Origin of the sequence: Rhodococcus sp. ZPP, assembly GCF_017656075.1 — a bacterium.
In the GTDB taxonomy this organism is placed as follows: domain Bacteria; phylum Actinomycetota; class Actinomycetes; order Mycobacteriales; family Mycobacteriaceae; genus Rhodococcus_F; species Rhodococcus_F oxybenzonivorans.
This window is the reverse complement of the sequence record NZ_CP058638.1, coordinates 6,167,077-6,189,872: the sequence shown is the minus strand read 5'-3', so window position 1 is coordinate 6,189,872 and position 22,796 is coordinate 6,167,077. Positions and strand designations below refer to the sequence as shown.

At 65.1% G+C, this 22,796-nt stretch carries 25 protein-coding genes, 1 tRNA gene, 1 other RNA gene and 1 pseudogene; 7 read left to right on the top strand and 21 right to left on the bottom strand.

Annotated features, from left to right (window positions below; all coding sequences use genetic code 11):
• The first annotated feature begins 35 nt into the window (after nt 1-35).
• Complete coding sequence (locus HYG77_RS28490; RefSeq protein WP_204164770.1) at nt 36-1,466, top strand: DEAD/DEAH box helicase; 1,431 nt, start codon at nt 36-38, stop codon at nt 1,464-1,466.
• On the opposite strand, the gene bluB is transcribed toward HYG77_RS28490, so the two are convergent.
• The 3 genes from bluB to HYG77_RS28475 all read right to left on the bottom strand — a co-directional run bounded on the left by bluB (nt 1,463) and on the right by HYG77_RS28475 (nt 4,074).
• Entirely contained in the window at nt 1,463-2,080 is a 618-nt protein-coding gene (gene bluB, locus HYG77_RS28485; protein WP_208963551.1) for a 5,6-dimethylbenzimidazole synthase, read from the bottom strand. The genes HYG77_RS28490 and bluB overlap by 4 nt on opposite strands.
• A 38-nt stretch (nt 2,081-2,118) precedes the next feature.
• A complete protein-coding gene (locus HYG77_RS28480; RefSeq protein WP_208961292.1) occupies nt 2,119-3,168 on the bottom strand; it encodes a GTP-binding protein in 1,050 nt (349 codons plus the stop codon).
• A 66-nt stretch (nt 3,169-3,234) separates the two neighbouring features.
• On the bottom strand, nt 3,235-4,074 hold the full coding sequence (locus HYG77_RS28475; RefSeq protein WP_208961291.1) for an alpha/beta hydrolase: 840 nt from the start codon (nt 4,072-4,074) through the stop codon (nt 3,235-3,237).
• A gap of 74 nt (nt 4,075-4,148) precedes the next feature.
• Between HYG77_RS28475 and HYG77_RS28470 the strand changes: the two genes are divergently transcribed.
• Nucleotides 4,149-4,664 carry a MarR family transcriptional regulator gene (locus HYG77_RS28470; RefSeq protein ID WP_208961290.1) on the top strand — a complete coding sequence of 172 codons (516 nt, stop codon included), beginning with the start codon at nt 4,149-4,151 and terminating at the stop codon, nt 4,662-4,664.
• Here the strand turns inward: HYG77_RS28470 and HYG77_RS28465 are convergent.
• The gene (locus HYG77_RS28465; RefSeq protein ID WP_109331142.1) at nt 4,604-5,089 is read right to left on the bottom strand and encodes an acyltransferase; all 486 of its coding nucleotides are present in this window, start codon (nt 5,087-5,089) and stop codon (nt 4,604-4,606) included. The genes HYG77_RS28470 and HYG77_RS28465 overlap by 61 nt on opposite strands.
• Before the next feature lie 157 nt (nt 5,090-5,246).
• On the opposite strand from HYG77_RS28465, the gene HYG77_RS28460 reads away from it, so the two are divergent.
• The gene (locus HYG77_RS28460) at nt 5,247-5,612 is read left to right on the top strand and encodes a PAS domain S-box protein (protein WP_109335195.1); all 366 of its coding nucleotides are present in this window, start codon (nt 5,247-5,249) and stop codon (nt 5,610-5,612) included.
• A 244-nt stretch (nt 5,613-5,856) separates the two neighbouring features.
• Here the strand turns inward: HYG77_RS28460 and HYG77_RS28455 are convergent, their stop codons facing one another.
• The 17 genes from HYG77_RS28455 to prfB all read right to left on the bottom strand — a co-directional run bounded on the left by HYG77_RS28455 (nt 5,857) and on the right by prfB (nt 18,730).
• The gene (locus tag HYG77_RS28455) at nt 5,857-6,063 is read right to left on the bottom strand and encodes a hypothetical protein (RefSeq protein WP_109331143.1); all 207 of its coding nucleotides are present in this window, start codon (nt 6,061-6,063) and stop codon (nt 5,857-5,859) included.
• 56 nt (nt 6,064-6,119) lie between these two features.
• Entirely contained in the window at nt 6,120-6,446 is a 327-nt protein-coding gene (locus HYG77_RS28450) for a hypothetical protein (RefSeq protein ID WP_244373293.1), read from the bottom strand.
• Nucleotides 6,447-7,369: 923 nt separating this feature from the next.
• Nucleotides 7,370-7,442, bottom strand: a tRNA-Ala gene (locus HYG77_RS28445).
• A gap of 163 nt (nt 7,443-7,605) precedes the next feature.
• On the bottom strand, nt 7,606-8,337 hold the full coding sequence (locus HYG77_RS28440) for a DsbA family protein (protein WP_208961289.1): 732 nt from the start codon (nt 8,335-8,337) through the stop codon (nt 7,606-7,608).
• A gap of 41 nt (nt 8,338-8,378) precedes the next feature.
• A complete protein-coding gene (locus HYG77_RS28435; protein ID WP_208961288.1) occupies nt 8,379-8,867 on the bottom strand; it encodes a MauE/DoxX family redox-associated membrane protein in 489 nt (162 codons plus the stop codon).
• A gap of 26 nt (nt 8,868-8,893) precedes the next feature.
• On the bottom strand, nt 8,894-10,120 hold the full coding sequence (locus HYG77_RS28430) for an MFS transporter (protein WP_109331147.1): 1,227 nt from the start codon (nt 10,118-10,120) through the stop codon (nt 8,894-8,896).
• A gap of 66 nt (nt 10,121-10,186) precedes the next feature.
• A complete protein-coding gene (pgm, locus tag HYG77_RS28425) occupies nt 10,187-11,818 on the bottom strand; it encodes a phosphoglucomutase (alpha-D-glucose-1,6-bisphosphate-dependent) (RefSeq protein WP_109331148.1) in 1,632 nt (543 codons plus the stop codon).
• A 74-nt stretch (nt 11,819-11,892) separates the two neighbouring features.
• Entirely contained in the window at nt 11,893-12,237 is a 345-nt protein-coding gene (gene crcB, locus HYG77_RS28420; protein ID WP_109331149.1) for a fluoride efflux transporter CrcB, read from the bottom strand.
• Nucleotides 12,234-12,599 carry a CrcB family protein gene (locus tag HYG77_RS28415; protein ID WP_208961287.1) on the bottom strand — a complete coding sequence of 122 codons (366 nt, stop codon included), beginning with the start codon at nt 12,597-12,599 and terminating at the stop codon, nt 12,234-12,236. The genes crcB and HYG77_RS28415 overlap by 4 nt, the downstream gene beginning before the upstream one ends.
• Before the next feature lie 66 nt (nt 12,600-12,665).
• Nucleotides 12,666-13,037: a transfer-messenger RNA gene (ssrA, locus tag HYG77_RS28410) on the bottom strand.
• Between the two features lie 92 nt (nt 13,038-13,129).
• Nucleotides 13,130-13,984: a DMT family transporter gene (locus HYG77_RS28405; protein ID WP_109331151.1), complete on the bottom strand. Its 855-nt coding sequence runs from the start codon at nt 13,982-13,984 to the stop codon at nt 13,130-13,132.
• Between the two features lie 8 nt (nt 13,985-13,992).
• Nucleotides 13,993-14,466, bottom strand: a complete 474-nt coding sequence (gene smpB, locus HYG77_RS28400; RefSeq protein ID WP_109331155.1) for an SsrA-binding protein SmpB — start codon at nt 14,464-14,466, stop codon at nt 13,993-13,995.
• Nucleotides 14,467-14,539: 73 nt separating this feature from the next.
• A complete protein-coding gene (gene ftsX / locus HYG77_RS28395) occupies nt 14,540-15,445 on the bottom strand; it encodes a permease-like cell division protein FtsX (protein ID WP_109331156.1) in 906 nt (301 codons plus the stop codon).
• 63 nt (nt 15,446-15,508) lie between these two features.
• Entirely contained in the window at nt 15,509-16,198 is a 690-nt protein-coding gene (gene ftsE / locus HYG77_RS28390; RefSeq protein WP_109331159.1) for a cell division ATP-binding protein FtsE, read from the bottom strand.
• Between the two features lie 55 nt (nt 16,199-16,253).
• Nucleotides 16,254-16,724, bottom strand: coding sequence for a hypothetical protein (locus HYG77_RS28385; RefSeq protein ID WP_208961286.1), 471 nt, complete (start codon nt 16,722-16,724; stop codon nt 16,254-16,256).
• Nucleotides 16,721-17,617, bottom strand: a complete 897-nt coding sequence (locus HYG77_RS28380; protein WP_109331161.1) for a mechanosensitive ion channel family protein — start codon at nt 17,615-17,617, stop codon at nt 16,721-16,723. The genes HYG77_RS28385 and HYG77_RS28380 overlap by 4 nt, the downstream gene beginning before the upstream one ends.
• 6 nt (nt 17,618-17,623) lie before the next feature.
• Nucleotides 17,624-18,730, bottom strand: a complete 1,107-nt coding sequence (gene prfB, locus HYG77_RS28375) for a peptide chain release factor 2 (RefSeq protein ID WP_109331164.1) — start codon at nt 18,728-18,730, stop codon at nt 17,624-17,626.
• Between the two features lie 160 nt (nt 18,731-18,890).
• Between prfB and HYG77_RS28370 the strand changes: the two are divergent.
• The 4 genes and pseudogenes from HYG77_RS28370 to HYG77_RS28355 all read left to right on the top strand — a co-directional run.
• Nucleotides 18,891-19,040, top strand: a pseudogene (locus tag HYG77_RS28370) (carbonic anhydrase); the annotation flags it as partial.
• A 35-nt stretch (nt 19,041-19,075) separates the two neighbouring features.
• Nucleotides 19,076-19,879: a histidinol-phosphatase gene (gene hisN, locus HYG77_RS28365; RefSeq protein ID WP_208961285.1), complete on the top strand. Its 804-nt coding sequence runs from the start codon at nt 19,076-19,078 to the stop codon at nt 19,877-19,879.
• 153 nt (nt 19,880-20,032) lie between these two features.
• The gene (locus HYG77_RS28360) at nt 20,033-21,445 is read left to right on the top strand and encodes an acyl-CoA dehydrogenase family protein (RefSeq protein WP_208961284.1); all 1,413 of its coding nucleotides are present in this window, start codon (nt 20,033-20,035) and stop codon (nt 21,443-21,445) included.
• Nucleotides 21,446-21,474: 29 nt separating this feature from the next.
• Entirely contained in the window at nt 21,475-22,680 is a 1,206-nt protein-coding gene (locus tag HYG77_RS28355) for an acyl-CoA dehydrogenase family protein (protein ID WP_159925977.1), read from the top strand.
• The last annotated feature ends 116 nt before the right edge of the window (nt 22,681-22,796 follow it).

The window sequence follows — 22,796 nt, the reverse complement described above, 5'->3', positions numbered from 1 at the left end:
CCGGGCACAACCCTGTGCCCGAAAGGCTCTGACACTTGTCTGACACGACGACACCCGACACCACCTTCGCCGCTCTCGGCGTCCGCGAACCGCTCGTGCGGGTGCTCTCCTCGCAGGGCATCACCGCGCCCTTCCCCATCCAGGTCGACACCCTCCCCGACACGCTGTCGGGCCGCGACGTGCTCGGCCGGGGCAAGACGGGCAGCGGTAAGACGCTCGCCTTCTCCATCCCGATGGTGTCCCGCCTCGCCGGTGAGTTGTCGGGCGGAAAGCGTCGGCCCGGCCACCCCGTCGGTCTGATCCTGGCCCCCACCCGCGAGCTGGCCACCCAGATCACTGCCACACTCGAACCGCTGGCGCAGGCGTACGACCTGAAGGTCACCACCATCTTCGGTGGCGTCTCCCAGAACCGCCAGGTGTCGGCGCTCAAGGCAGGTGTCGACATCGTCGTCGCATGCCCCGGCCGCCTCGAAGACCTGATGAAGCAAAGGTTCGTGAGCCTCGACGCCGTCGAGATCACCGTGCTCGACGAGGCCGACCACATGGCCGACCTCGGCTTTCTGCCCGTCGTCACGCGCATCCTCTCCGCCACGCCGCAGCAGGGCCAGCGACTGCTGTTCTCGGCCACGCTGGACAACGGTGTCGACAAGCTCGTCAAGCGGTTCCTGAAGAACGAGGTCCTGCACTCGGTCGACGAGGCGAACTCACCCGTCGCGGCCATGACGCACCATGTATTCGACGTCGACAGCCCCGAGACCAAGCGCAAGCTGGTCGAGAAGCTTGCGTCGGGCACCGGACGCCGAATCCTGTTCATGCGCACCAAGCATCAGGCGCGGAAGCTGGCGCGTCAGCTCACCGAAGCGGGTATCCCGTCGGTGGATCTGCACGGCAATCTGTCGCAGGCCGCCCGCGACCGCAACCTGGCCTCGTTCTCGGCCGGTGAGGCGCGCGTGCTGGTGGCCACCGACGTGGCGGCGCGAGGCGTCCACGTCGACGATGTGGAACTGGTCGTGCACGTCGATCCGCCCGCCGAGCACAAGGCTTACCTGCACCGTTCGGGCAGAACCGCACGCGCAGGCAGCGCCGGCGACGTCGTCACCGTCGTACTGCCCGAGCAGCGCAAGGATCTGTCCATCCTCATGCGGAAGGCAGCGATCAAAGTCACTCCCGTCCGCAGCACCGCGGACTCCGCCCACGTTCTCGAACTCGTCGGTGACCTCGCACCACATGTGACGCCGGCACCGAAGGCCACGCCGGTGTCCAGCACCGGCGGACGCACTCAGCGGCCCGGCGGTGGCCAAGGCGGCCAGGGTGGACGAGGCGGCCAGGGCGGACGCGCCCACGGTCAGGGCGGCGGCGCTCGTCGCTCCCGTTCCGGCGCTGCGGGCAGGCCACGGGCGGCGTCGTCCACGGGCGGCGGAACTCGTACCGCGTCGGCCGGCGCGTCACGCCGCCGTCAAGGCTAGAACTCGTCGAGGTGGATGGCGTCGGCCAATGGCCGGCGCCCCCGCCACCCGAAGCGCTCGAGGTCGGGTACCTGCTGGAACTCGGCGACGTGTCCCACACACAACCAGGCGATGGGACGCACCGGCTCGGGAATCCCCAGCAATTCGGTGAGATAGGGCTCGTCGTAAAAGGACACCCAGCCCACTCCGATGTTCTCGGCGGCGGCCGCGAGCCACAGATTCTGAATCGCCAGCACGGCTGAGAACAGGCCGGTGTCGTCGACCGTGTGCCTGCCGAGAATGTGCTCGCCGCCGCGACTGCGGTCATAGGTGACGACGACGCCCATGCCACTCTCACGTATTCCTTCGATCTTGATCGGATCGAACGTCGTCCTGCGATCGTCGGGTAGCGATTCGGCGAACCTTCTGCGAGCATCGGCAACGTGCTCGGCGAACACGTCGAGAGTCTCCGGCCTGCGCACGACAACGAAATCCCACGGCTGCGTGTTGCCGACGCTGGGGGCGCTGTGCGCTGCCCCCAGGATGCGGTTCAGAACCTCCTCCGGTACCGGCTCCCCCGTGAACTCCGCTCGCACATCCCGTCGGCGGCGAATCGCCTCATACACGGACAGCATCGGTTCGGGATACGACGGCGTGCTACACGCGGGCTCGGTCACGCCGTCACGGTATAGCGGTGCACCCCCAGCATCGCGCCGGGGTCGACATCTTCGCCCTCGGACACGATGCAGTCCTCGAGGCCCGCGCGGACCTTCTCCGGTTCGATGTCCGCACCGATGAGGACCAATTGCGTCGTGCGTTCCTCCCCCGATTCCCAGCGCGTGGAGGTGAACCGGATATGTGGCCCCACCGTCTGCACCTCGAACTTGCGCGACTGCCCCGGTACCGCGAAGTGCACGAATCCCTTGATGCGATAGATGCCGACGGGCCGGCTTTCGAGGAAATCGACCAATCGCCGTGGATCGATCGGATCGGCCGACGCGAAATCGACTGACTCGTACGACGAATGCAGGTGGTCGTGACCGCCACACCCCTCGTCGCAGTGCTCGTGCTGATCCAGCAACAGCCGATCGAGCGTGAGCTGTTCACCGGGGGCCGGATCGCGTCCCGGCTCCTGATCGAAGAGCAGTGTGGGCTCCATGCGCCCGTGCGCGGTCGCGAGAATCGGGGCACGATCGTTGTAGTCGCGGACCAGCTGCTTCACCGCACCGAGTCGTGGTTCGTCGATCCGGTCGGTCTTGTTGAGTACGACGAGGTCGGCCAGGGTCACGTGCTTCCCGAGATCAGGATGCCGGGCGGACGTTTCCTCGAACTGCTCACCGTCGACCATCACCACCAGCCCCCCGTACACGACGTGCGGATTCCTGCTGCCGAGTACGAGCCGAATCATGTTGCGCGGCTCGGCAAGCCCGCTGGCCTCGACGATCACCACATCGATCTGTGAAGTTGGATTCGCCAGACGATCGAGCATGTCGTCCATGTCGCTGACGTCGACGGCGCAGCACATGCACCCGTTGCTCAGAGACACCATCGAATCGACCTGCCCGGCCACCATCATCGAATCGATGTTCACGGCTCCGAAGTCGTTGACAATGACACCCACGCGGACACCGCGATTGTTGCGCAGGACATGATTGAGCAGGGTGGTCTTACCGGAACCGAGGAATCCAGCGACGATGACCACCGGAATCCGCTTCTTCGCCAACTGCCCCGACCTCCATGGATTTCGATGAGCCACCGGGCGCTTATGGTAGCGCCCGGCCGAACGATCTCAGCTCACCGCGCCGACTATCGCCGCGCCGATGGCGGCGGGCACCATCGGCATCGTGTGGTGAGTGGCTCCCTCGATTGTCGTGACCGTCGCCGAGGGAAGCCTGTGCCGGATCGTGGCCGCCACCGCCACCGCGTCGTGCGCGCGGCTACTTCCTGCCAGCAGCACGGTGGTCGGGATGGTCATCCGGGCGAATGCGGCAGGCTTCGGACGGCGCGGAACCACGACCTTCGCGCCGGCGAAGGCAACCGCCCCGAGGGCGGCCACCTCGAGCCATCGCTCGTCCAGGCCGACGCCACCTGTCTCCCAGCGGATCAGCGCGCGTTGACGCTCCACAGTGGGACGAAGCAGCAGCGGTGCGGCCCGAAGCAGGTAGCGGGTGCTCAGTCCCGCAAAACACGATGTCGGGTCGAGCAGCACCACACTGTCGACGTTTCCGCGTCCGCTCGACGTGTATCCGAGGGCGATCATCGCCCCGTAGGAATGTCCGACGAGTGAGGTCGATTCCAGACCTAACCCATCCAGTACCTCATCGAGCCAGGTGAACAAGTCGCTCGTGCTGCGCAACGGGGTGCCATCGCTTACGCTCCGCCCGGCGTCCTGCATGATGTCGACGGCATAGACGCGATGGCGACGCGCCAGGATCTCGACGTTGGCCGCCCAGACCGTGGAAGTCGCTCCGCCTCCGGGCAGGAGAAGCAGTGGTGCGCCCGATTCGGGACCGCACACGTTCACCCGAGTGATGCCGTAGGCCGTCGGCACGTCGACCGGTGTAGCCACCACCGGCCAACTGCCCAGCAGGACGTCGTATGCGCGATAGAAGTCATCGAGTTTCGCCACAGCGCCTCCTCCATTTATCTCGATGATCGAGATATTATCTCCTCGGCCGCGCTCCGGCAGTACATTCAGGTCTCGTGAATCTCGACGAAAGCGCTCAGACAGTGCACAAGCTGCGCGCTCTCGCGGTGGAGCTGAATCTGCTCGGCGCCGAGTTCGCCCAGCTGCACGGACTGCACACCACCGACCTCCGGGCACTTATCAGCCTCCTGGACGCCGGTCGCGCAGATATCGCTGCAACCCCGGGTTGGCTCGGCGACCGCCTCGGGATCAATTCGGCATCCGTCACTGCACTTCTCGACCGCATGGAGAAGGCCGGGCTCGTCCGTCGCACGCCGGACGCCGAGGACCGGCGCCGCTCCCGAATCACGGTCACTGCCACAGCGATAAACCTCGGTGAAACCTTCTTCGGCCCGCTCATCAACCGGACGACAACCATCCTCGAGGGGTTCGACCCCTCGGAGCGACAGACTATTTCACGATTCCTCGACGGCATGAACGCCGCTGTCGCCGTCGAACGACAAGTGGCCGTTCAGCCGAGCGAAGACTCGGTGTCGAGATCGCGGACGCGTCGGGCGGGTGAGCCGACGTAGAGTCCGTTCGGCGCGCAGTCGCGGGTGACTACCGCTCCTGCACCGACGACACAACCTTCGCCGACCGTTACTCCGGGCAGGATGATGGCCCCTGCGCCGATCCAGCAGCCGTCACCGACCACGATGGGAAGGTCTACCGCCGCCCCGCACCGCCCCGACACCGGACCCAGCCGATGTGTGCTGGTAATGAACTGGACGCGGTGACCGACCGCCACTTGCCGGCCGAGCGTGATGGATGCGGTGCCATCGAACAGCACGCCGCGGTTGATGAAGGTACCGAGACCCAGACTGACATCTTTGCTGCCGAAATAGCATCCTGAGTAGATTCCGGCACCCCACACCTTCGCCCCGGCAGCCAGCAACAAGAGAATCCGCAGCCAGACCGGCACAAATGCGGACGATTGGACGATCGTGACGAAGCGCACCCGCCAACCCTAGCCAGTGATCGCGCCCCGCGCTGGATGGCCATCTGCTCGGTCGGCACAAATGCGACTCGGTAACGGATCCGACACAGAGCCCGATGATGTTCCCGAGACCCGAGGGGGGCGAGTGGCACAACTCGATAGCGAAGGATTCGCTGCCATGCTCGAATCAATCCCGCATGCGATCAGCGTCCACGACAAGAACCGCCGGGTCATCTTCCGCAACTCGGCCTGCGCCGCTCTGATCGGCGCCGGCGTCGACGAGTTCGACAGTCTCCGGCACGAACAACTCTTCCATCCCGACGACAGCGACCTGTGGAGCGAGATGCTCGCCCGCTCCCTGGGCTGTGAGAGGGCAAGTGCGACGGCACACCTGCGTATCCGTCACCGCAATGACCATTGGCTCTGGGTTCACGTCGCGGTGTCCGCCTTCGACGTGGGCGATGAGACGTTGATCGTCCTCGTTCTCCAGGATCAATCCGACACCATCTGGGGCAACCCGCGGTCCGCCAAGCAGAGAATCTGACACACCTACCGACCCTGACAGGTCGGCCGACTGCAACAAGGCGGGGTGCGGATCGTGGCACCACACCGTCGGCAGAAATGAGTGCGATGCCCACCATTCTTCGACGTGCCGCAGTCGCACACTTCCCACCCGACAAGGCAGGTGTTGGCACCGAGCAGGTGCCCGTTGGGGCAACGCCGTGGGGCGAACTCGGTCCGGCGCGTCACAGAACCGAATCTACACGTTCGTCGAACGTATGTTCTATTTACATGTAATTGCCCGGAGCCCCCGCACTGCCATCGGCGCGCTCCACCAGGAACCAACTTCCCGGCGCATAGACCAGTTCCCGGTCTTCGCGGACGATGACGAGCGCACCACTGTCATGGATGCTGTAGGTGTCGTCGCCGCTGAAGTCGGTGACGGCGAAGTCTGCCAGTTGGTCGAACGACCGATGTGTCACGGTGAAAGTCATACTGCCAGTGTCCCACTGCGACAACGTGCCGACCCGAGATCGCCGACGCAGCCACTTCACATGTGGGGCAGGGCGGCAGCGAGAAAGACGATTCCGACCGCGATTCCGAAGGCACCGGTGAGTATGCCGATCAGAGCCTCCAGGGATGTCGACTCGTCCACCTCGACCGACGGATTTCGAGATGCGACGATGCCCGTCGCTATGGCTCCGGCGCCGAGGAGAATGCCGAAGCCGAACATCCAGAACATCACAATCGACAGCGCGCCGAGCATCACCGAGACGTCGCTGCAATAGGCGCCGAGAGGCCGCTTCGACGTCATCAGCCATGGCAGGTGGCCGCGCCGGCGATCGGACGAGGGAGACGGTGACGTAGTCATGGTCATGGTTGCGTTAGATCCTCTCCGTGCAGACGTACGGGGACAGTGACGGGGCGCGCGATCGACTCAGCGACTCACCGATGCGCCGTTGCGCGTGATCCGACCGCGACTGCCCTCAGCTAAGCGTCGGTGACCGAGCGGGACTGCGGACCGCGCACGAAGTGAAGCACAGCAATCCACCTTCCGGGTTCGATCCACAAGCGCCTGCCACCTGGTCGGACGCCGCATCACTGCGCATCAAGAATTTAGCACTCTCCTACATTGAGTGCCAATTCAGAGGAGGTTCGCAGCGGCAGCTCACAGACTGCCCGTACTGGTTACTTTGTCGTTACCGATCGGTAGCGCTGGCACGCGACCGATGTGAGTGCTAATTTCCGAGATGCACAGGCATCCGTGTCCGTCGCCGTGGCGGGCACGCCGGGTAATGGGGAGGTGCGCAGCTGTGCGGTACCGCAAGCACGGATCATCCGACGTGAAAGACCGACGCGACCATCGAACAGCGCATACCGATGAGTGTGTGCGCTGGCCGGATCCGAGTCCACTGAACAGCTGGTGGGAACGCGTCGTGTGGGGTGATCGGAGCGTGACATGAGCGGTGGAACTGTCCGCTCGCGCCCCCGCGCGTGGGACTTCCGTTGCGACCACTGCGATCACACGTACCGCGCCCTGGCTGACAGTCGAACCGCTGCCCGCTGCACAGCCCGGTTGAACGGCTGGGTAACGGACGGCACGACTCTCTGCCCGGGATGCGCCGTCGTCGCCGCCGTCGAACAACAGCTTCTGCTGCCCGGGAAGGCAACGGGCTAGTCGCCGGCCAGGTTCGACTGCCCGACCGGCCACAGCGGACGAAAACCATGGGAAATGCATGTGGTCACGCACATGAAGAAGTCCCCCACCATGCGATGCATGGTGGGGGACTTCTCAGTGGGTGGAGCTAAGGGGACTCGAACCCCTGACCCCCACACTGCCAGTGTGGTGCGCTACCAGCTGCGCCATAGCCCCGTATTCAGTTCTTTCTCTCGCACCAGGAATGACTTCCGCGTGCTCGAAGAAAGTTACACCATCGTCGACCTGGCCAACAAATCGCCTGCTCAGAGGCGCTTCGCGCCCGTGCGCCTCTGTGGTTGCCGGGACATCCAGAAAGGCGCACGGGCGGAGGAGCCGTCTACAGCTGGGAGACCCAGTTCTCGTTGGAGAGCGCGTCGATGACGGTGCCGTCCTGAACCACTGCCGGGGTGCCCGTTGCGCCGCTCGCGCTCAGAGCTTGACGGCCGGCCTCCGCATCGATCGCAGCCTGGTCGACCTTCGCGCCGGTGGTGATGCACTGCGCGGCCTCGTCGGACGCTCCGGCGTCGCGGGCCATCTGCGCCAGTTCCTCGTTGGAGTGGTCGGAATCGCCGTTCTCCGCCGGTTGGTTCTCGGGCGCGAACAGGGCAGCGTGGAAATCCGAGTACACCGACGCGTCACCGGTCGCCGCAACGCACTGTGACGCCGCGACAGCGCGCGTGGAGTAGTCACCGCTGGCCGACAACCGATTGAGGAAGTTCAGAATGTGGTAGCGGACAGCCACTTTCCCGTCGTCGACGGCCTTGGCCAGTTCCTGCCCGTTCTTGTTCTCCAACTCGGCGCAGTAGGGACACATCGGGTCCTCGAACAGATCGATCGTGGTGGCTGCGTCGGGACGCCCGAGGAGCACCACGCCGTTGTCCTCGACCGACACCCGGACCTCGGAGTTCTGCACTCCCCCGTAACCGTCGTTGCGCGGCTTGCTTCGGTTGTTCTGCCAGATCACGCCGCCTATCACGAGGGCTGCGATGACGAGTACGGCGAGCCCACCGAGGATGTAGGTGGACCGGCTGGACTCCGGCTGCGGGGTGTACTTGTTCTTCGAGCTCACGTGGATGCAGTCCTTCGATGTCGGATCGATTTACCAGGTGCTTACTCTGCCATCGTCGGCTGAGGGGCCACTGAGAAAGGCGCCCGCGACGCGAGCCCCAGCGCGAACGGAGTACGGGGGAACACGATCAACCAGGCCGCCAGCGCGAGGAATCCGATGTCCCGCAGGATTTCCTTGGTGTAGTCCCAGCCATCGACGTCGGCCGCTCCCCCTCCGCCGAAACAACCGCAGTCGATGGACAGGCCACGCGCCCACACCGAAATGATGACGCCGACGAGGACGAGCAGGAGGGCCGCCGACACCACCGCCGTGGCCCGGACCCCGAGCCCGATCAGAAGCAGTAGTCCGAGGGCGATTTCGAAGAACGGTAGGGCGTTGGCAACGGGACGGACGAGGTCTTCCGGGAGCAGTTGGTAGGCGCGAACCGCGACGATCGTTTGTGCGGGATCTGCCACCTTGAGCGCGCCGGAGACTAGCCAGACGGCGGCGAGGGACACGCGGGCGACGAGGGAGACGATACTGATCCACACCGAAACGAGAGTACAGACGTCGCCGGTCAGAGCGCTTTGACCGACACCTTCGGGGCCGGCTTGTTCGGCACCAGCAACCAGCCTGCTGCGGCGACGAGCATCACACCACCTGTAACGGCAAAGGAGACTGCGTAGGACAGGTGCTGGGCGAGTAGACCGGCGCCGACCGGACCGAGAACGCCGCCCACGTCGGCCACCATTTGGAACGTGGCGAGCACAGGCCCGCCACGCGACTTCGCACCTACGACGTCCGCCACGGCCGCCTGCTGGGCGGGACTCATGATGCCGGACCCGATACCCGCGACACCGGAGAGCACGAGGAAAACGACGAGATCCTCGCTGAGTCCCATGCCGACGGTGCTCGCCCCGCATACCAGGAGGCCGAGCACGACGAACAGCTTCCTGCCGTAGGTGTCGGAAAGCCGTCCCGACACGATGAGGACCAGAGCGTTGCCGACGGCGAACACGGCGAGTGCGATTCCGGCGAGCGCTTCCTCGCGGTGGAGCGCCTCGACGACGAACAGCGGGACCATCGCGACCCGTACGCCGAAGATGACCCCACCGAAGGCGAAGTTGGATCCGAGCGCGGCGCGGTACACGGACGATCTCAAAGCCTCCCGCAAGGTCATGGCGGCCCCCGCAGCGGTGGCGTCCGGTGCGGTGAGATGCGACCCCTTGAGGCTGATGAAAACGACTGCGGCGGCGATGACGAGGGCGATGGCGTAGATGACGAACGGGACACGCAGACCGAATCCGACGAGCAGCCCGCCGACGAGCGGTCCGCTGATCGAGCCCAGCAGGAAACTCGTGGCATACAACCCGGATACCCGGCCGCGACTGTCGACCGGTGCGATCCGGATGACGAGACCCATCGCGGACACGGTGAACATCGTCGAGCCGATCCCGCCCAGTGCGCGGAAAATCAACAGCTGCCAGTAGTCACCTGCCACCGCGCAGGCCGCCGTGGACGCCGCAACGATCAACAGACCGGTGATGTAGACCGGGCGCTCCCCCAACTTCTGCACCAGCCGCCCACTGAGCGGGGCGAACACCAGCCGCATGAAGGCGAAGGACGAGATCACGACCGTCGCGGCCGTCACGCTGACGTCGAAGCTGCGCGCAAACTGCGGCAGCGCCGGCGCGACGATGCCGAAACCCAGTGCGATGACGAAGCTGGCCGACACCAGCACCCAGATTTCCGAGGGAAGTCGGGGTTTGGTCCCGGAGAGCGGCCCAGCTTCACGAGTGTTCATCGGGAATCGATGCTATGTGCAGCCGCCGACACAGAGACACTCACCCCGGGTCGCCTCGGCGCGGGGTCACCGCAGTGCGTCGGCCACCAGTTCCTTGGCGGCCGCCTGCACCTGTGCGAGATGCTCGGGACCTTCGAACGATTCCGCGTAGATCTTGTACACGTCCTCGGTCCCCGACGGCCGGGCCGCGAACCACGCGTTGGCCGTGGTGACCTTCAACCCGCCGAGCGGTGCCCCGTTTCCCGGAGCAGTCGTCAGGGTCGCGGTGATGGGCTCCCCCGCGAGTTCGGTTGCTGTCACCTGTTCCGGCGACAGCTTGGCCAGGACTGCTTTCTGCTCCCGCGTCGCGGGCGCATCGATACGGGCATACGCCGGACTGCCGAACTTCTCTGCCAGCTCCCCGTAACGAACCGATGGTGTCTTACCGGTGACCGCCGTGATTTCCGAGGCGAGCAGCGCGAGGATGATGCCGTCCTTGTCGGTGCTCCACACCCGGCCGTCGTGTCGCAGGAACGACGCCCCCGCGCTCTCCTCCCCGCCGAATCCGAGTGATCCCTCGAGAAGTCCGGGGACGAACCACTTGAAACCCACCGGGACCTCGAGCAGGTCGCGGCCGAGGCTGTCGACCACCCGGTCGATCATCGACGAACTGACGAGTGTCTTGCCCACCCGCACCGCCGGACCCCACCCCGGCCGGTGGGCGAACAGGTAGTCGATGGCTACGGCGAGATAGTGGTTGGGGTTCATCAGTCCGCCGTCGGGAGTGACGATTCCGTGCCGGTCCGCGTCGGCATCGTTGCCCGTGGCGATGTCGAAGCGGTCCCGTGCTCCGATCAGGGACGCCATGGCATCCGGGGACGAGCAGTCCATACGAATCTTGCCGTCGGTATCGAGAGTCATGAAGCGCCAGGTGGGGTCCACGAGCGGGTTCACGACTTCGAGATGGAGATGGTGCGTGTCGGCGATGGCACCCCAGTAGTCGACACTCGCACCGCCCAGCGGATCGGCTCCGATCCGCACTCCCTCGCGGCGAATGGCATCGAGGTCGAGCACGCTCGGTAGGTCGTCGACGTAGAAGCGGAGGAAGTCGTATCGCTCGGCGCGCTGGATGGCCCGCTCCGCGGACGCACGCTTGACTCCCGACAGATCGCGGCGCAGTAATTCGTTCGCGCGGTCGGCGATGATCGTTGTCGCCTCGGAACCAGCGGGACCCCCGTGTGGTGGGTTGTACTTGAATCCGCCATCGCGCGGCGGATTGTGCGAGGGCGTCACCACGATCCCGTCCGCCTCGGACTCGGGACGGCTGCTGTTGTACCGCAGGATGGCGTGGCTGACGGCGGGGGTCGGCGTGTAGCGGTCCCGTGAATCGATGAGCACCGTCACGTCATTGGCGGTCAGCACTTCGAGTGCCGACATCCAGGCGGGTTCGGACAGCGCGTGCGTATCGCGACCCAGGAACAGCGGACCGTCGATACCCTGCGACGCCCGGTATTCGACGATGGCCTGCGTCGTGGCGAGGATGTGGGCCTCGTTGAACGCCGAGTCGAGGCTCGATCCGCGATGCCCGGAAGTCCCGAACAGCACCTGCTGCAAGGGATTTTCGGGATCGGGCACACGGCTGTAGTACGCAGTGACCAGATGCGCAATGTCCACCAGATCCTCCGGCAGTGCCACCTGACCCGCCCTGTCGTGCGCCACGAGACCTCCTCCACATCGACGATGCCGTACTCGACTATCGGTCCCATCCTGCACCCTCGCGGCACAGTCCGCGATCAATACGTCCATCGGAAGCCGAGCCAGGCGGCGCCCAATCCGGCGCCGACGCTGGCAACCACGTAAAGGAGCGAGGTCACGGTGCGCCGGATACGCGCGAGCCCGACCGACTCGACTGCGAAGGTGGAATAGGTGGTGAGACCACCGCAGAAACCGGTGCCGAACAACGCGAACAGCTGCGCAGACATCGCTGCGCCCGACACCATTCCGAGGATCAGGCAACCGCTGATGTTCACCACGAACGTGGCGACGGGAAAGCTGCGGTACGGCACCACATAGCGCGCAGCGAGGTAGCGGACGGCGGATCCGAGCCCACCACCGAGGGCAACGAGGAGCAGGGTCATACGAGCGCTCCACGAGCCCGGCGATGGCGGTGGCCGACGAGCATGCCCAGTCGTGCCGCCAGGAGGGCAGGCAGCAGAGTAGCCGTCACATACAGCACGGCGCGTCCGGCATCCTCCCCCACGGCATCGACGGCAAAGGTCGAGAACGTGGTGAATCCGCCGAGGACACCGACCCCGAGGAACAACCGCAACGGTCGGTCCGGCCCGAGCATCTCGGCGAGGTACCCGAGCAGCAACGAACCGACGACGTTGATGGCCAGAATGGTCCAGATACCGGGCCACTGCTGGGCCAGTATGAACCGTACGGTGGCTCCGAGCGCTCCTCCCGCGGCGACCACGAGGACGGATTTCGACACGGGCACCGGCGTTCCTTCCCTCGCGGACACGATTCGGGCCGGACACCTGGTGTGGTGTCCGGCCCGGATTCGGGGTGGAGCTGCCGGGAATTGAACCCGGGTCCTACGCAGCAAAGCTAGGGCTTCTCCGTGTGCAGTTTGCTATGCCTCTACTTGGATCTCCCAGTCTCGCAAACAAGCCAGGATGACGATCCCAGTCGCTGTGAGTTGTCCCGTTCGGCTCCGCGACCGAGCCGAACGGTAAAGCCCTCTAGCTGATGCCAGTACCCGGGCCGAGGGCGAACCCGGACTGACAGACACGCAGTCGCTACTTAGGCAGCGAGTGCGTAGTCGCGCTGATTGGAATCGGCGCTTATATGTTTGCAGCGACGCTTACGGTGGTCTCTTGCCTGCACCGACACGCTTCCCCTACCTCAACGTACGCAGTCGAAACCGTTCAGCCCCGTACGTCCCCCACGACTCTCGGGGGGCCACCCAGTGTAACGCGAACCCGGCGCGGTTTCATCCCACTTGTCTGCAGCGGCGTGTGGGCGGTCTCAACTGGCGACGGCGATCATCCCGACGGCCGCCAGAGCCAGCAGCATTCCGGCCTGTTGCACCTTGCTCACCCGTTCGCCGAGCATCACCATGGCCAGCAGCACGGTCGCTGCGGGGTACAGCGATCCGATCACACTGACCAGGGAGAGCAAGCCGCCCTGGAATGCGTAGAGCATTGCGGCGTTGGCCGCGACATCGAGGAAACTGACGTAGACGGCGAGCTTCATCGGCTCTCCGTGTGGCAGAAGGAAATGACCGGACGCCAGCGCCACCACCCACACCACGGCTGTGGCGGCGGCGCGCGACACGGCCAGGGGCCACAACCCGCCCTCGGCACCGATCTGGTGCAGCGCCACGAACGCGATGGCGAAGGCGACACCGGAACCGACGGTCAGCAGCGCGACGGACTTCGTGAACGTGAGCACTCGCCCACCCGCCACCTCGCCGGCCGTCTCGTCGGGTGACTCTCGGCTGACCAGCACTACGGCGACGAGCGCGACAGCAATCCCGGCGTACGCAATCGATCCGGGCCGTTCCCCGAAGGCAAGACCGACGAGAACAGGGATGCCTGCCACCAGGACGGCAGTCAACGGCGACACCACCGACATCGGGCCTGCTGCCAGCGCTAGATAGAACCACCACACGGCGACACCGCCGGCCACGCCGGAGACCGCGCCCCACAACAGGGACGAGGTGGTGAACGTGCCCGCCACGAACGGCGCGATCACCAGCACGATCAACAGCGACAGCGGATACGAGACGATGACCACCCGCAGTGCAGCCACCCGCCGAGAGGCCACTCCACCGACGAAATCGCTCACGCCGTAGCCGATGGCAGCGACCAGCGCGAGCAGGACGCCGGTCAGCGCATTCCCTTGACTCGTCGTCCGAGTTCGCGGGTCACCTCACGTTCGGCGGTGCGCTTGGCCAAATCCTGACGCTTGTCGTAATCCTGTTTACCCTTCGCGAGCGCAAGTTCCACCTTCACCTTGCCGTCCGAGAAGTACATCGACAGAGGCACGAGGGTCTGATTACCCTCTCTCGTCTTCCCGACGAGGTGATCGATCTCACGCTTGTGTAGCAACAGCTTCCGGGTGCGCCGTGGCGCGTGGTTGGTCCACGTGCCCTGGGTGTACTCGGGAATGTGGAGCGATCGCAACCACACCTCGCCGTTGTCGACGGTGGCGAATGCGTCGACGAGCGACGCCTTTCCCTCGCGCAGGCTCTTCACCTCGGTTCCCACGAGTGCGATGCCCGCTTCGTAGGTGTCGATGATGGCGTAGTTGTGACGCGCCTTGCGGTTGGTCGCAATGACCTTGCGGCCCTTTTCCTTCACGTTCCGGGCCTTTCAGTCCGCGATGTTCATGAGCAGTTCGTTGTCTCCAGCATAGGAGAGGGAGCAAACCGAATTATTCGCGCACATACAAGCGCAACGTCACGTAGGCGGTGACCGCCGCCATGCCCACACCGACCAGCAGGAGCACGGGTGAGACGAACAGCACGTCGCTGTTGGAGATCCGGGCGACAATGTTCGCCTCGTACACATCGGCAAGCACGTCGTCGATGAACATGTTCTTCGCGGTGAACAGGCCCACGATGGCGAGTACGGCACCGATCACCGCCGCGACCACCGCCTCGAGGAGGAACGGCAACTGCGTGTACCACCGGGTAGCGCCCACCAACCGCATGATCCCGACCTCCGTCCGCCGGGTGAACGCCGCGATCTGCACCATGTTCGCGATGAGAAGCACAGCGGCGACCGCCTGCACGACGGCGATCGCGAACGCCGCATTGCGCACCCCGTTGAGGACGCTGAAGAGACGCTCGACCAGTTCACGTTGGTTGAGCACGCTCTCGACCCCGGGACGGGTACCGAACTGGTCGTTGATCACTCCGAACCGTTCGGGGTCGCTCAGCTTGACCTTGAACGACGCCGGGAAGCTGTCGGGGCTGACCAGTGCAGCGAGCTCGGGCTGATCCTTGAACACCCGCTCCGTCGCGTCCTTCACGGCATCGTCCCGGTTGAGGTACTCCACCGATACCACCGACGGGGTGTCGTCGAGTTCCGCGCGTAGCGAACGGCAGATCTCCGCCTCGCAGCCAGGGTCCGAGGTGGAGATGTCGTCCGTGAGGAAGATCTGCACCTCCACCCGGTCGAGGAAAATCTGCTGTGTCTTGCCCGCCATCTGCACCACGAGGAGTCCGCTTCCGAACAGCCCGAGGGAGATCGCGGTGGTGAGGATCATCGCGATCGTCATGGTGACGTTGCGACGGAGTCCGGTGAGGAGCTCACTGACAATGAAACTGGCACGCATCGGTAATCGGAGTCCTTCGTCGAATGGCTTGCGGACGGGCGGGCGTCGAGGGAGGGCGGGCGGCTAACGCCCCACGCCGTAGACACCTCGGGCTTCGTCCCGCACCACTCTTCCCAGGTCCAGTTCGACCACTCGACGACGCATCGAGTCGACGATGTGATGATCGTGCGTCGCCATCACCACGGTCGTGCCCGTGCGGTTGATCCTCTCGAGCAACAACATGATGTCCTGGCTGGTCTCCGGGTCGAGGTTGCCGGTGGGCTCGTCGCACAGCAACACCAACGGCCGATTCACGAACGCCCGCGCAATCGCGACGCGCTGCTGCTCACCACCGGAAAGTTCGGTCGGCAAACGGTCCGCCTTGCCCGACAGACCCACCATCTCGAGTACCTCAGGAACCGTGCGCGCGATCATCGCCCGCGGCTTTCCGATCACCTCCAGAGCGAAGGCGACGTTCTCCGACACCGTCTTCTTCTGCAGAAGCCGGAAATCCTGAAACACCACGCCCATGCTCTGCCGCAACTTGGGCACCCGCCGAGCCGACAGCTTGTTGACGTGGAAGTCGGCGATGTGAATGTCGCCCGAGGTCGGTGACTCCTCCTTGAGGAGCAGACGCATGAAGGTCGACTTGCCCGAGCCCGACGGGCCGATGAGGAAGACGAACTCACCCTTGTCCACTTCGACGCTCACCTTGTCCAGGGCGGGTCTCGTGGAGGTCTTGTACGACTTCGACACATTCTCGACGCTGATCACGAGGAGCCAGTCTAGACGTTATCGAACAGTGACCAAGTGAAGCGCAGGCCGAGCGTCATGGTCCCGTCTGCGAGCTGGGCGCGGTCGGGACCGGGGACATCGTCGTCGGCGTCCCGGGTGCAGCCGGAGCGGGGAAGAATTGCGGCAATCCGAACGGCTGCGTGGTCGTGGTCGGCTGCGTGCTCTGCGACGGCATCGTCAACCCAGGCGTGGATTGGGGCGTCGGCTCGGTAGTGGTCGACTCCGTCGTCTCGGTGGTCTCGGTCGGGGTGTCGACCGTCGACGACGGCAGTGATGTCACCGGAACCTGTTCCTCACTGGGCACGGGAGTGGTGATGGTCGGGGCCGGCGGAGGTGCCTGTCCAGCGTCCTCGGCGGGATTGAGCGAGGTGTACAGGGTGTACAGCGCCACCCACAGCAAGCACAGCACCAGCGTCGACGTCCGTACCCGTCCGCCGAACAGCTTCGACGGAAGGACATGCGAGTGCAGGATCCGATCGAGTCCGCGCCTCGGTTCTTCACTCATACCGCGTCCTCCCCCACCCGGACGGTCTGCAGGTCCGGGGACACGGTGATCCCCTGCCTGCGCATCGCGCTGGCGACGCGCACCCGGAGAGCCCGCCCGACCTGGAATTGCTTACCCGGAAGGGTCCGGGCGACCATACGAACGCTCACCTCGTCGACGGTCAGGCGTTCGACACCCATCACCGTCGGCTCGTCGAGCAGCAGCTTCTTCAGTCCGCGATCCGCATATGCCTCGACGCCGACCTGGTGCAGTACTTCGTTGACCTGGTTGATGTCGGCGGCCGCGGGCACCGGAACGTCGATCACGGCGCGCGCCCAATCCTTCGACAGGTTGATCGCCTTGACGATCTGTCCGTTGGGGACGGTGATGACTTCGCCGTCGGTGTTCCGCATGCGCGTCACACGCAGCGTCACGTCCTCGATGACACCTTCGGCATCGTCCGAGGACCCGGTGACGGCGAGCCGGACGGTGTCACCGAAGCCGTACTGGCGTTCGGTGATGATGAAGAATCCGGCGAGGATGTCCTGGACCACACGCTGCGCGCCGAAACCCAGCGCCGCACCGAGAACGGTGGCCGGCGCCACGAGACTGCCGATCGGCAAGCTGAGCTGATCGAGCACCTTCATGGTGGCGATGACATAGATGATGGTGATGACCACCCAGGTGATCACCTGAGCCACCGAGTGTCTGTGCTTGGTGGTCTCGGATCGGACCAGGGCGTCGCCCTGCATGTAACTGTTGTCGATGCGGTCGGTGATCTTCTCGCCGCCCCAGCTGACGAGTCTGGCCATCAACAGGGCACCGAGCACCGTCAACGACACGGCCAGCCCTGTGGAGCTGAGCCAGTCGAGGAGATTCCGGGTGGGAGCGAACATGGTTGCGGTGATCTCCATAGGCGTCTAGGCCTGGTTCTCGCGCATCCGCCAACGGATGCCGGACTCCAGGAATCCGTCGATGTCGCCGTCGAGGACGGCCGACGGGTTGTTGACCTCGTACTCGGTACGCAGGTCCTTCACCATCTGGTAGGGGTGCAGCACGTAGGAACGCATCTGATTGCCCCACGAACTGCCGCCGTCGCCCTTCAATGCATCCATCTCCGCGCGCTCCTCCTTCCGCTTGACCTCGAGCAACTTCGCCTGCAGGACGCGCATCGCCGACACCTTGTTCTGCAGCTGCGACTTCTCGTTCTGACAGGTGACGACGATTCCCGTCGGAATGTGCGTCAGGCGCACCGCCGAGTCGGTGGTGTTGACCGACTGCCCACCCGGACCGGAGGAGCGGTAGACGTCGACGCGGACGTCGTTCTCGTTCACGTCGATGTGGTCGGTGGTCTCGACGACCGGCAGGACTTCCACCTCGGCGAAGGATGTCTGCCGACGCCCCTGGTTGTCGAAGGGGCTGATCCGCACGAGGCGGTGGGTGCCCATTTCCACCGACAGGGTGCCGTAGGTATAGGGCGCCTTGATCGCGAACGTCGCGCTCTTGATTCCGGCCTCCTCGGCATACGAGGTGTCGTAGACCTCGACCCCGTAGCCGTGCTTCTCCGCCCACCGAATGTACATACGCATCAGCATCTCGGCCCAGTCTGCGGCATCGATACCTCCTGCGCCGGATCGAATGTTGACCAGCGCGTCACGCTGGTCGTATTCGCCGGACAACATGGTTTTGACTTCCATGGCCTCGATGTCGGCCCGCAGCGACTCCCGCTCGGCATCGGCGTCGGCGAGCGCCTCGGCACCCGCATCCTCCTCCGCGAGCTCGTAGAGAAGAGGAAGGTCGTCGAGCCGCTGGCGCAGCTCCTCGACGCGGCGCAGTTCGGCCTGCGAGTGCGAGAGCTGGCTGGTGACCTGCTGTGCATGCTCCTGGTCGTTCCACAGGTCAGGGTCGGCCGCCTGGTGTTCGAGTTCGTCGATGCGGCGACGCAGCTCCTCCACATCCAGGACCGATTCGACGGTACGGAGGGTGGTGTCGAGCTCGCCTAGTTCTGCAGATACGTCGGGATGCACGGTGTTCAAGGTTACCGGGTAATTCTGCGGGCGATTTCACCCCCGCGCGCAACGGCAGTCACCCCTTCCGATCAGCCGACGTCGAACCCTTGCGGTCGCCGACGTGCCAGGCGTTCGATGCACGGGTGCGCACATGCCTGTGCGTTCCCCATTCCGCAGTTCCCCCGAGGCATTCTCGGGCCTCGACGAGGACGTCCGGCAGTCGCTGCGCCGGATCGAGTCGAGTCCCTTCATCACGGCCACCACCTCACTACGCGGATTCGTGTTCGACGTGGCCACGGGAAAGCTCAGGGAAGTTACGAGCGCCTGAAGCGGGGCGGGCGCCGCCGAGTAATCTGTGCGACCGTGACCGACCTCGACGCCGACCTCCAGCTCGCACTCCACATTGCAGACGAGGCGGACGCGATCACCACGGCCCGGTTCGGCGCTCTCGATCTCGCGGTCGACGACAAACCCGACCTGACTCCGGTGTCCGACGCCGATCTGGCGGTGGAGCGGGCGGTCCGGTCGACGCTCGAATCGGAGCGCCCGGGCGATGCCGTGCTGGGTGAAGAATTCGGCGGCGACGCCCAATTCTCGGGGCGTCAGTGGGTGGTGGACCCGATCGACGGGACCAAGAACTTCGTCCGCGGCGTTCCCGTGTGGGCAACTCTCGTCGCCCTCCTCGACGACGGAGTGCCCGTCGTGGGCGTGGTCAGCGCTCCTGCACTGGCTCGCCGATGGTGGGCAGCCGCGGGCGCCGGCGCCTGGGCCTCGTTCGGAGGGGCCGCGCCGAGCCGTATTTCCGTCTCCGCCGTGGACCGACTCGAATCGGCGAGTCTCACGTTCTCGAGCCTGTCGGGGTGGAGAGATCTCGGCATCCGCGAGCAGTTCCTCTCCCTCACCGACGACGTCTGGCGGGTCCGTGGCTTCGGCGACTTCTTCTCCTATTGTCTGCTCGCCGAGGGCGCCGTCGACATCGCCGCGGAACCCGAGGTCTCGCTGTGGGACCTCGCTCCGCTGGATGTACTGATCCGGGAGGCGGGCGGGCGCTTCACCGACCTCACCGGTGCTGACGGACCGCACGGCGGAAGCGCGGTGGCCACGAACGGCCGGCTGCACGACGAGGTGCTCGACCGCCTACGAAAGCCCCACCTGCACGCGCACTGACGTCGCCGAACGGCGAACGGCCCGGCCTGGAACTTCAGGCCGGGCCGTTCGCCGTTCAGGGGCCTGACGCCCGGAACTTACTCAATAGTAGACACCAACCTTACTGCTGAGTAAGATAGCTGGTGTCCACGCCCGAACACCGAGAAACAGCTGGTGATCATGAGCAAGCAAGACACAGTTGCCCCCCACGACAGCGGAAAGCGGAAGCCCCGCGACACGTCCGCGGTCGGACTCAACCCCGTCAGGCGCGACGCCATGGGTGCCGCGATGCGAGTGTTGACGAAGATCACGGGTTCCGATCTGGCAGAGAAGTACAACTTGCGTCAGACGATCGATCGGGTGACCTACGAAGGCACGAAGACGGGTTTCCGAACCCTCGGTGCCGCCACCCGCGGTTTCAAGAAGGTGTCCGGCGGGGGCGCGCCGAAACGGCTCCCCGACAATCCGAGCGCTGCAGCGGGCTATTTCGACCTGACCCCGACCGACGAGCAGCAGATGATCGTCGAGACGGTGCGGGAGTTCGCCGCCGAGATCCTGCGCCCTGCCGGCCACGACGCCGACGCGGCCGCGGCCGCCCCGGCCGATCTCGTGAAGCGCGCCGCCGAACTCGGTATCACCCTGATCAACGTCCCGGAGGAACTCGACGGCGCGGCCAGTGAGCGCGGAGCCGTCACCAACTCGCTCGTCGCCGAGACCTTGGCGCACGGAGACATGGGCCTCGCGCTTCCGATCCTCGCTCCCAGTGGCGTCGCGGTAGCCCTGACGCAATGGGGTACCGACGCCCAGCAGAAGACGTACCTGCCCTCGTTCACCGGCGAGCAGGTTCCCAATGCCGCCGTCGTCGTGAACGAACCACGGGCGCTGTTCGATCCGTTCGCATTGCAGACCAAGGCGGTCCGCTCGCCGAGTGGATACCGGCTCAACGGAGTGAAGAGCCTGGTTCCGGCTGCCGCAACATCCGAATTGTTCATCGTGGCAGCAGAACTTGACGGCAAGCCGTCCTTCTTCATCGTCGAGGCCGACTCCAAGGGACTCGTAGTCGAAGCCGATCCGAGCATGGGTCTGCGCGCCGCCGGACTCGGCCGCCTCGAGCTGACCGATGTCGCGGTGCCGGAGTCGGCGCTGCTCGGAGACGGTGACGCCGATGTGCGAAAGGCCGAGTACGCGGACGCCATCCGCCTCGCCCGCCTCGGTTGGGCATCGCTCGCGGTGGGCACCAGCCAGGCCGTGCTCGACTATGTCATCCCGTACGTGAACGAGCGGGTGGCGTTCGGCGAGCCGATCAGCAACCGTCAGGCAGTGGCCTTCATGGTCGCCAACATCGGTATCGAGCTCGACGGAATGCGTCTGGTCACGCTGCGTGGTGCTTCACGGGCGGAACAGGGCCTCTCGTTCGCCCGCGAATCGGCACTCGCCCGGAAGCTCGCTTCCGAGAAGGGAATGCAGATCGGCCTCGACGGCGTGCAGTTGCTCGGCGGCCACGGCTACACGAAGGAACACCCCGTGGAACGCTGGTACCGCGACCTTCGCGCCATCGGTGTTGCCGAAGGCATCGTCCTGATCTGAGCGGCCGGATTCGAACTAAGGAAACAGTCATGATCAACCTCGAACTTCCCAAGAAGCTCAAAGCCTCCGCGAACCAGGCACATCAGGTCGCTGCGGAGATCTTCCGGCCTATCTCGCGCAAGTACGACCTCGCCGAGCACGCCTACCCCAAGGAACTCGACACCATGGCCGCCATGGTGGAGGGGCTCAACGACTCCGGCAAGGGTGCCGCAGGCGCTGCCCTCGGGCGCGGTGACGAGCCCAAGGTCATCGGAAACGTCAACGGGGGCAACATGTCCTCGCTGATGAACGTGATCGAGACCTGCTGGGGCGACGTGGGACTCACACTCGCCATTCCGTACCAGGGGCTCGGCAACTCTGCGATCGCCGCGGTCGCCACCGACGAGCAGCTCGAGCGGTTCGGCAAGGTGTGGGCCTCGATGGCCATCACCGAACCGGGCTTCGGTTCGGACTCCGCCGCGGTCACCACCACGGCGGTGCTCGACGGCGACGAGTACGTCCTGAACGGTGAGAAGATCTTCGTCACCGCCGGTGAACGTTCCACGCACATCGTCGTATGGGCCACGGTCGACAAGACCAAGGGCCGGGCAGCGATCAAATCGTTCGTCGTCCCCCGGGATGCACCGGGACTGAGCGTCGCGCGTCTCGAGCACAAACTGGGGATCAAGGCGTCCGACACCGCGGTATTACTGTTGCAGGACTGCCGGATTCCGAAGGACAACCTCCTCGGTACGCCTGAGGTGAACGTCGAGAAGGGTTTTGCCGGCGTCATGCAGACGTTCGACAACACCCGTCCGATCGTCGCCGGCATGGCCGTGGGACTCGGCCGCGCTGCACTCGAGGAACTGCGCCACATCCTCACCGACGCGGGAGTCGAGATCTCCTACGACACCCCGGCATACAACCAGCACGCGGCCGCCGCAGAATTCCTGCAGCTCGAGGCCGACTGGGAAGCTGCCTACCTGCTGGCGCTGCGCGCCACGTGGATGGCCGATAACAAGAAGCCGAACTCACTCGAAGCGTCCATGTCGAAGGCCAAGGCCGGTCGCACCGGAACAGCGATAACCGTGAAGGCCGTCGAACTTGCCGGCACGTGGGGATACTCCGAGCGTCCGCTTCTCGAGAAGTGGGCTCGCGACTCGAAGATCCTCGACATCTTCGAGGGCACACAGCAGATTCAGCAGCTGATCGTGGCCCGCCGCCTGCTGGGGAAGTCGTCTGCCGAATTGAAGTAGCAGACCAGGACTAGTTTCAACGAGGGGTGTAGCCCCCGCTGCGGTCACCTGCGGCGGGGGCTTCTTCGTGTCCGAAATCCGGTGACCAGGACCGCCGTATCGGCAGTACACGACAC

Excerpts from the sequence above, each read along its gene's own strand:
- bluB (WP_208963551.1), bottom strand. The coding sequence starts at position 2,080 with ATGCTGTCCGTGTATGAGGCGATTCGCCGCCGACGGGATGTGCGAGCG.
- HYG77_RS28460 (WP_109335195.1), top strand. The coding sequence starts at position 5,247 with ATGCTCGAATCAATCCCGCATGCGATCAGCGTCCACGACAAGAACCGC.
- HYG77_RS28455 (WP_109331143.1), bottom strand. The coding sequence starts at position 6,063 with ATGACTTTCACCGTGACACATCGGTCGTTCGACCAACTGGCAGACTTC.
- HYG77_RS28450 (WP_244373293.1), bottom strand. The coding sequence starts at position 6,446 with ATGACCATGACTACGTCACCGTCTCCCTCGTCCGATCGCCGGCGCGGC.
- HYG77_RS28430 (WP_109331147.1), bottom strand. The coding sequence starts at position 10,120 with ATGAACACTCGTGAAGCTGGGCCGCTCTCCGGGACCAAACCCCGACTT.
- crcB (WP_109331149.1), bottom strand. The coding sequence starts at position 12,237 with ATGACCCTGCTCCTCGTTGCCCTCGGTGGTGGGCTCGGATCCGCCGTC.
- ftsX (WP_109331156.1), bottom strand. The coding sequence starts at position 15,445 with ATGCGTGCCAGTTTCATTGTCAGTGAGCTCCTCACCGGACTCCGTCGC.
- HYG77_RS28385 (WP_208961286.1), bottom strand. The coding sequence starts at position 16,724 with ATGAGTGAAGAACCGAGGCGCGGACTCGATCGGATCCTGCACTCGCAT.
- HYG77_RS28380 (WP_109331161.1), bottom strand. The coding sequence starts at position 17,617 with ATGGAGATCACCGCAACCATGTTCGCTCCCACCCGGAATCTCCTCGAC.
- HYG77_RS28355 (WP_159925977.1), top strand. The coding sequence starts at position 21,475 with ATGATCAACCTCGAACTTCCCAAGAAGCTCAAAGCCTCCGCGAACCAG.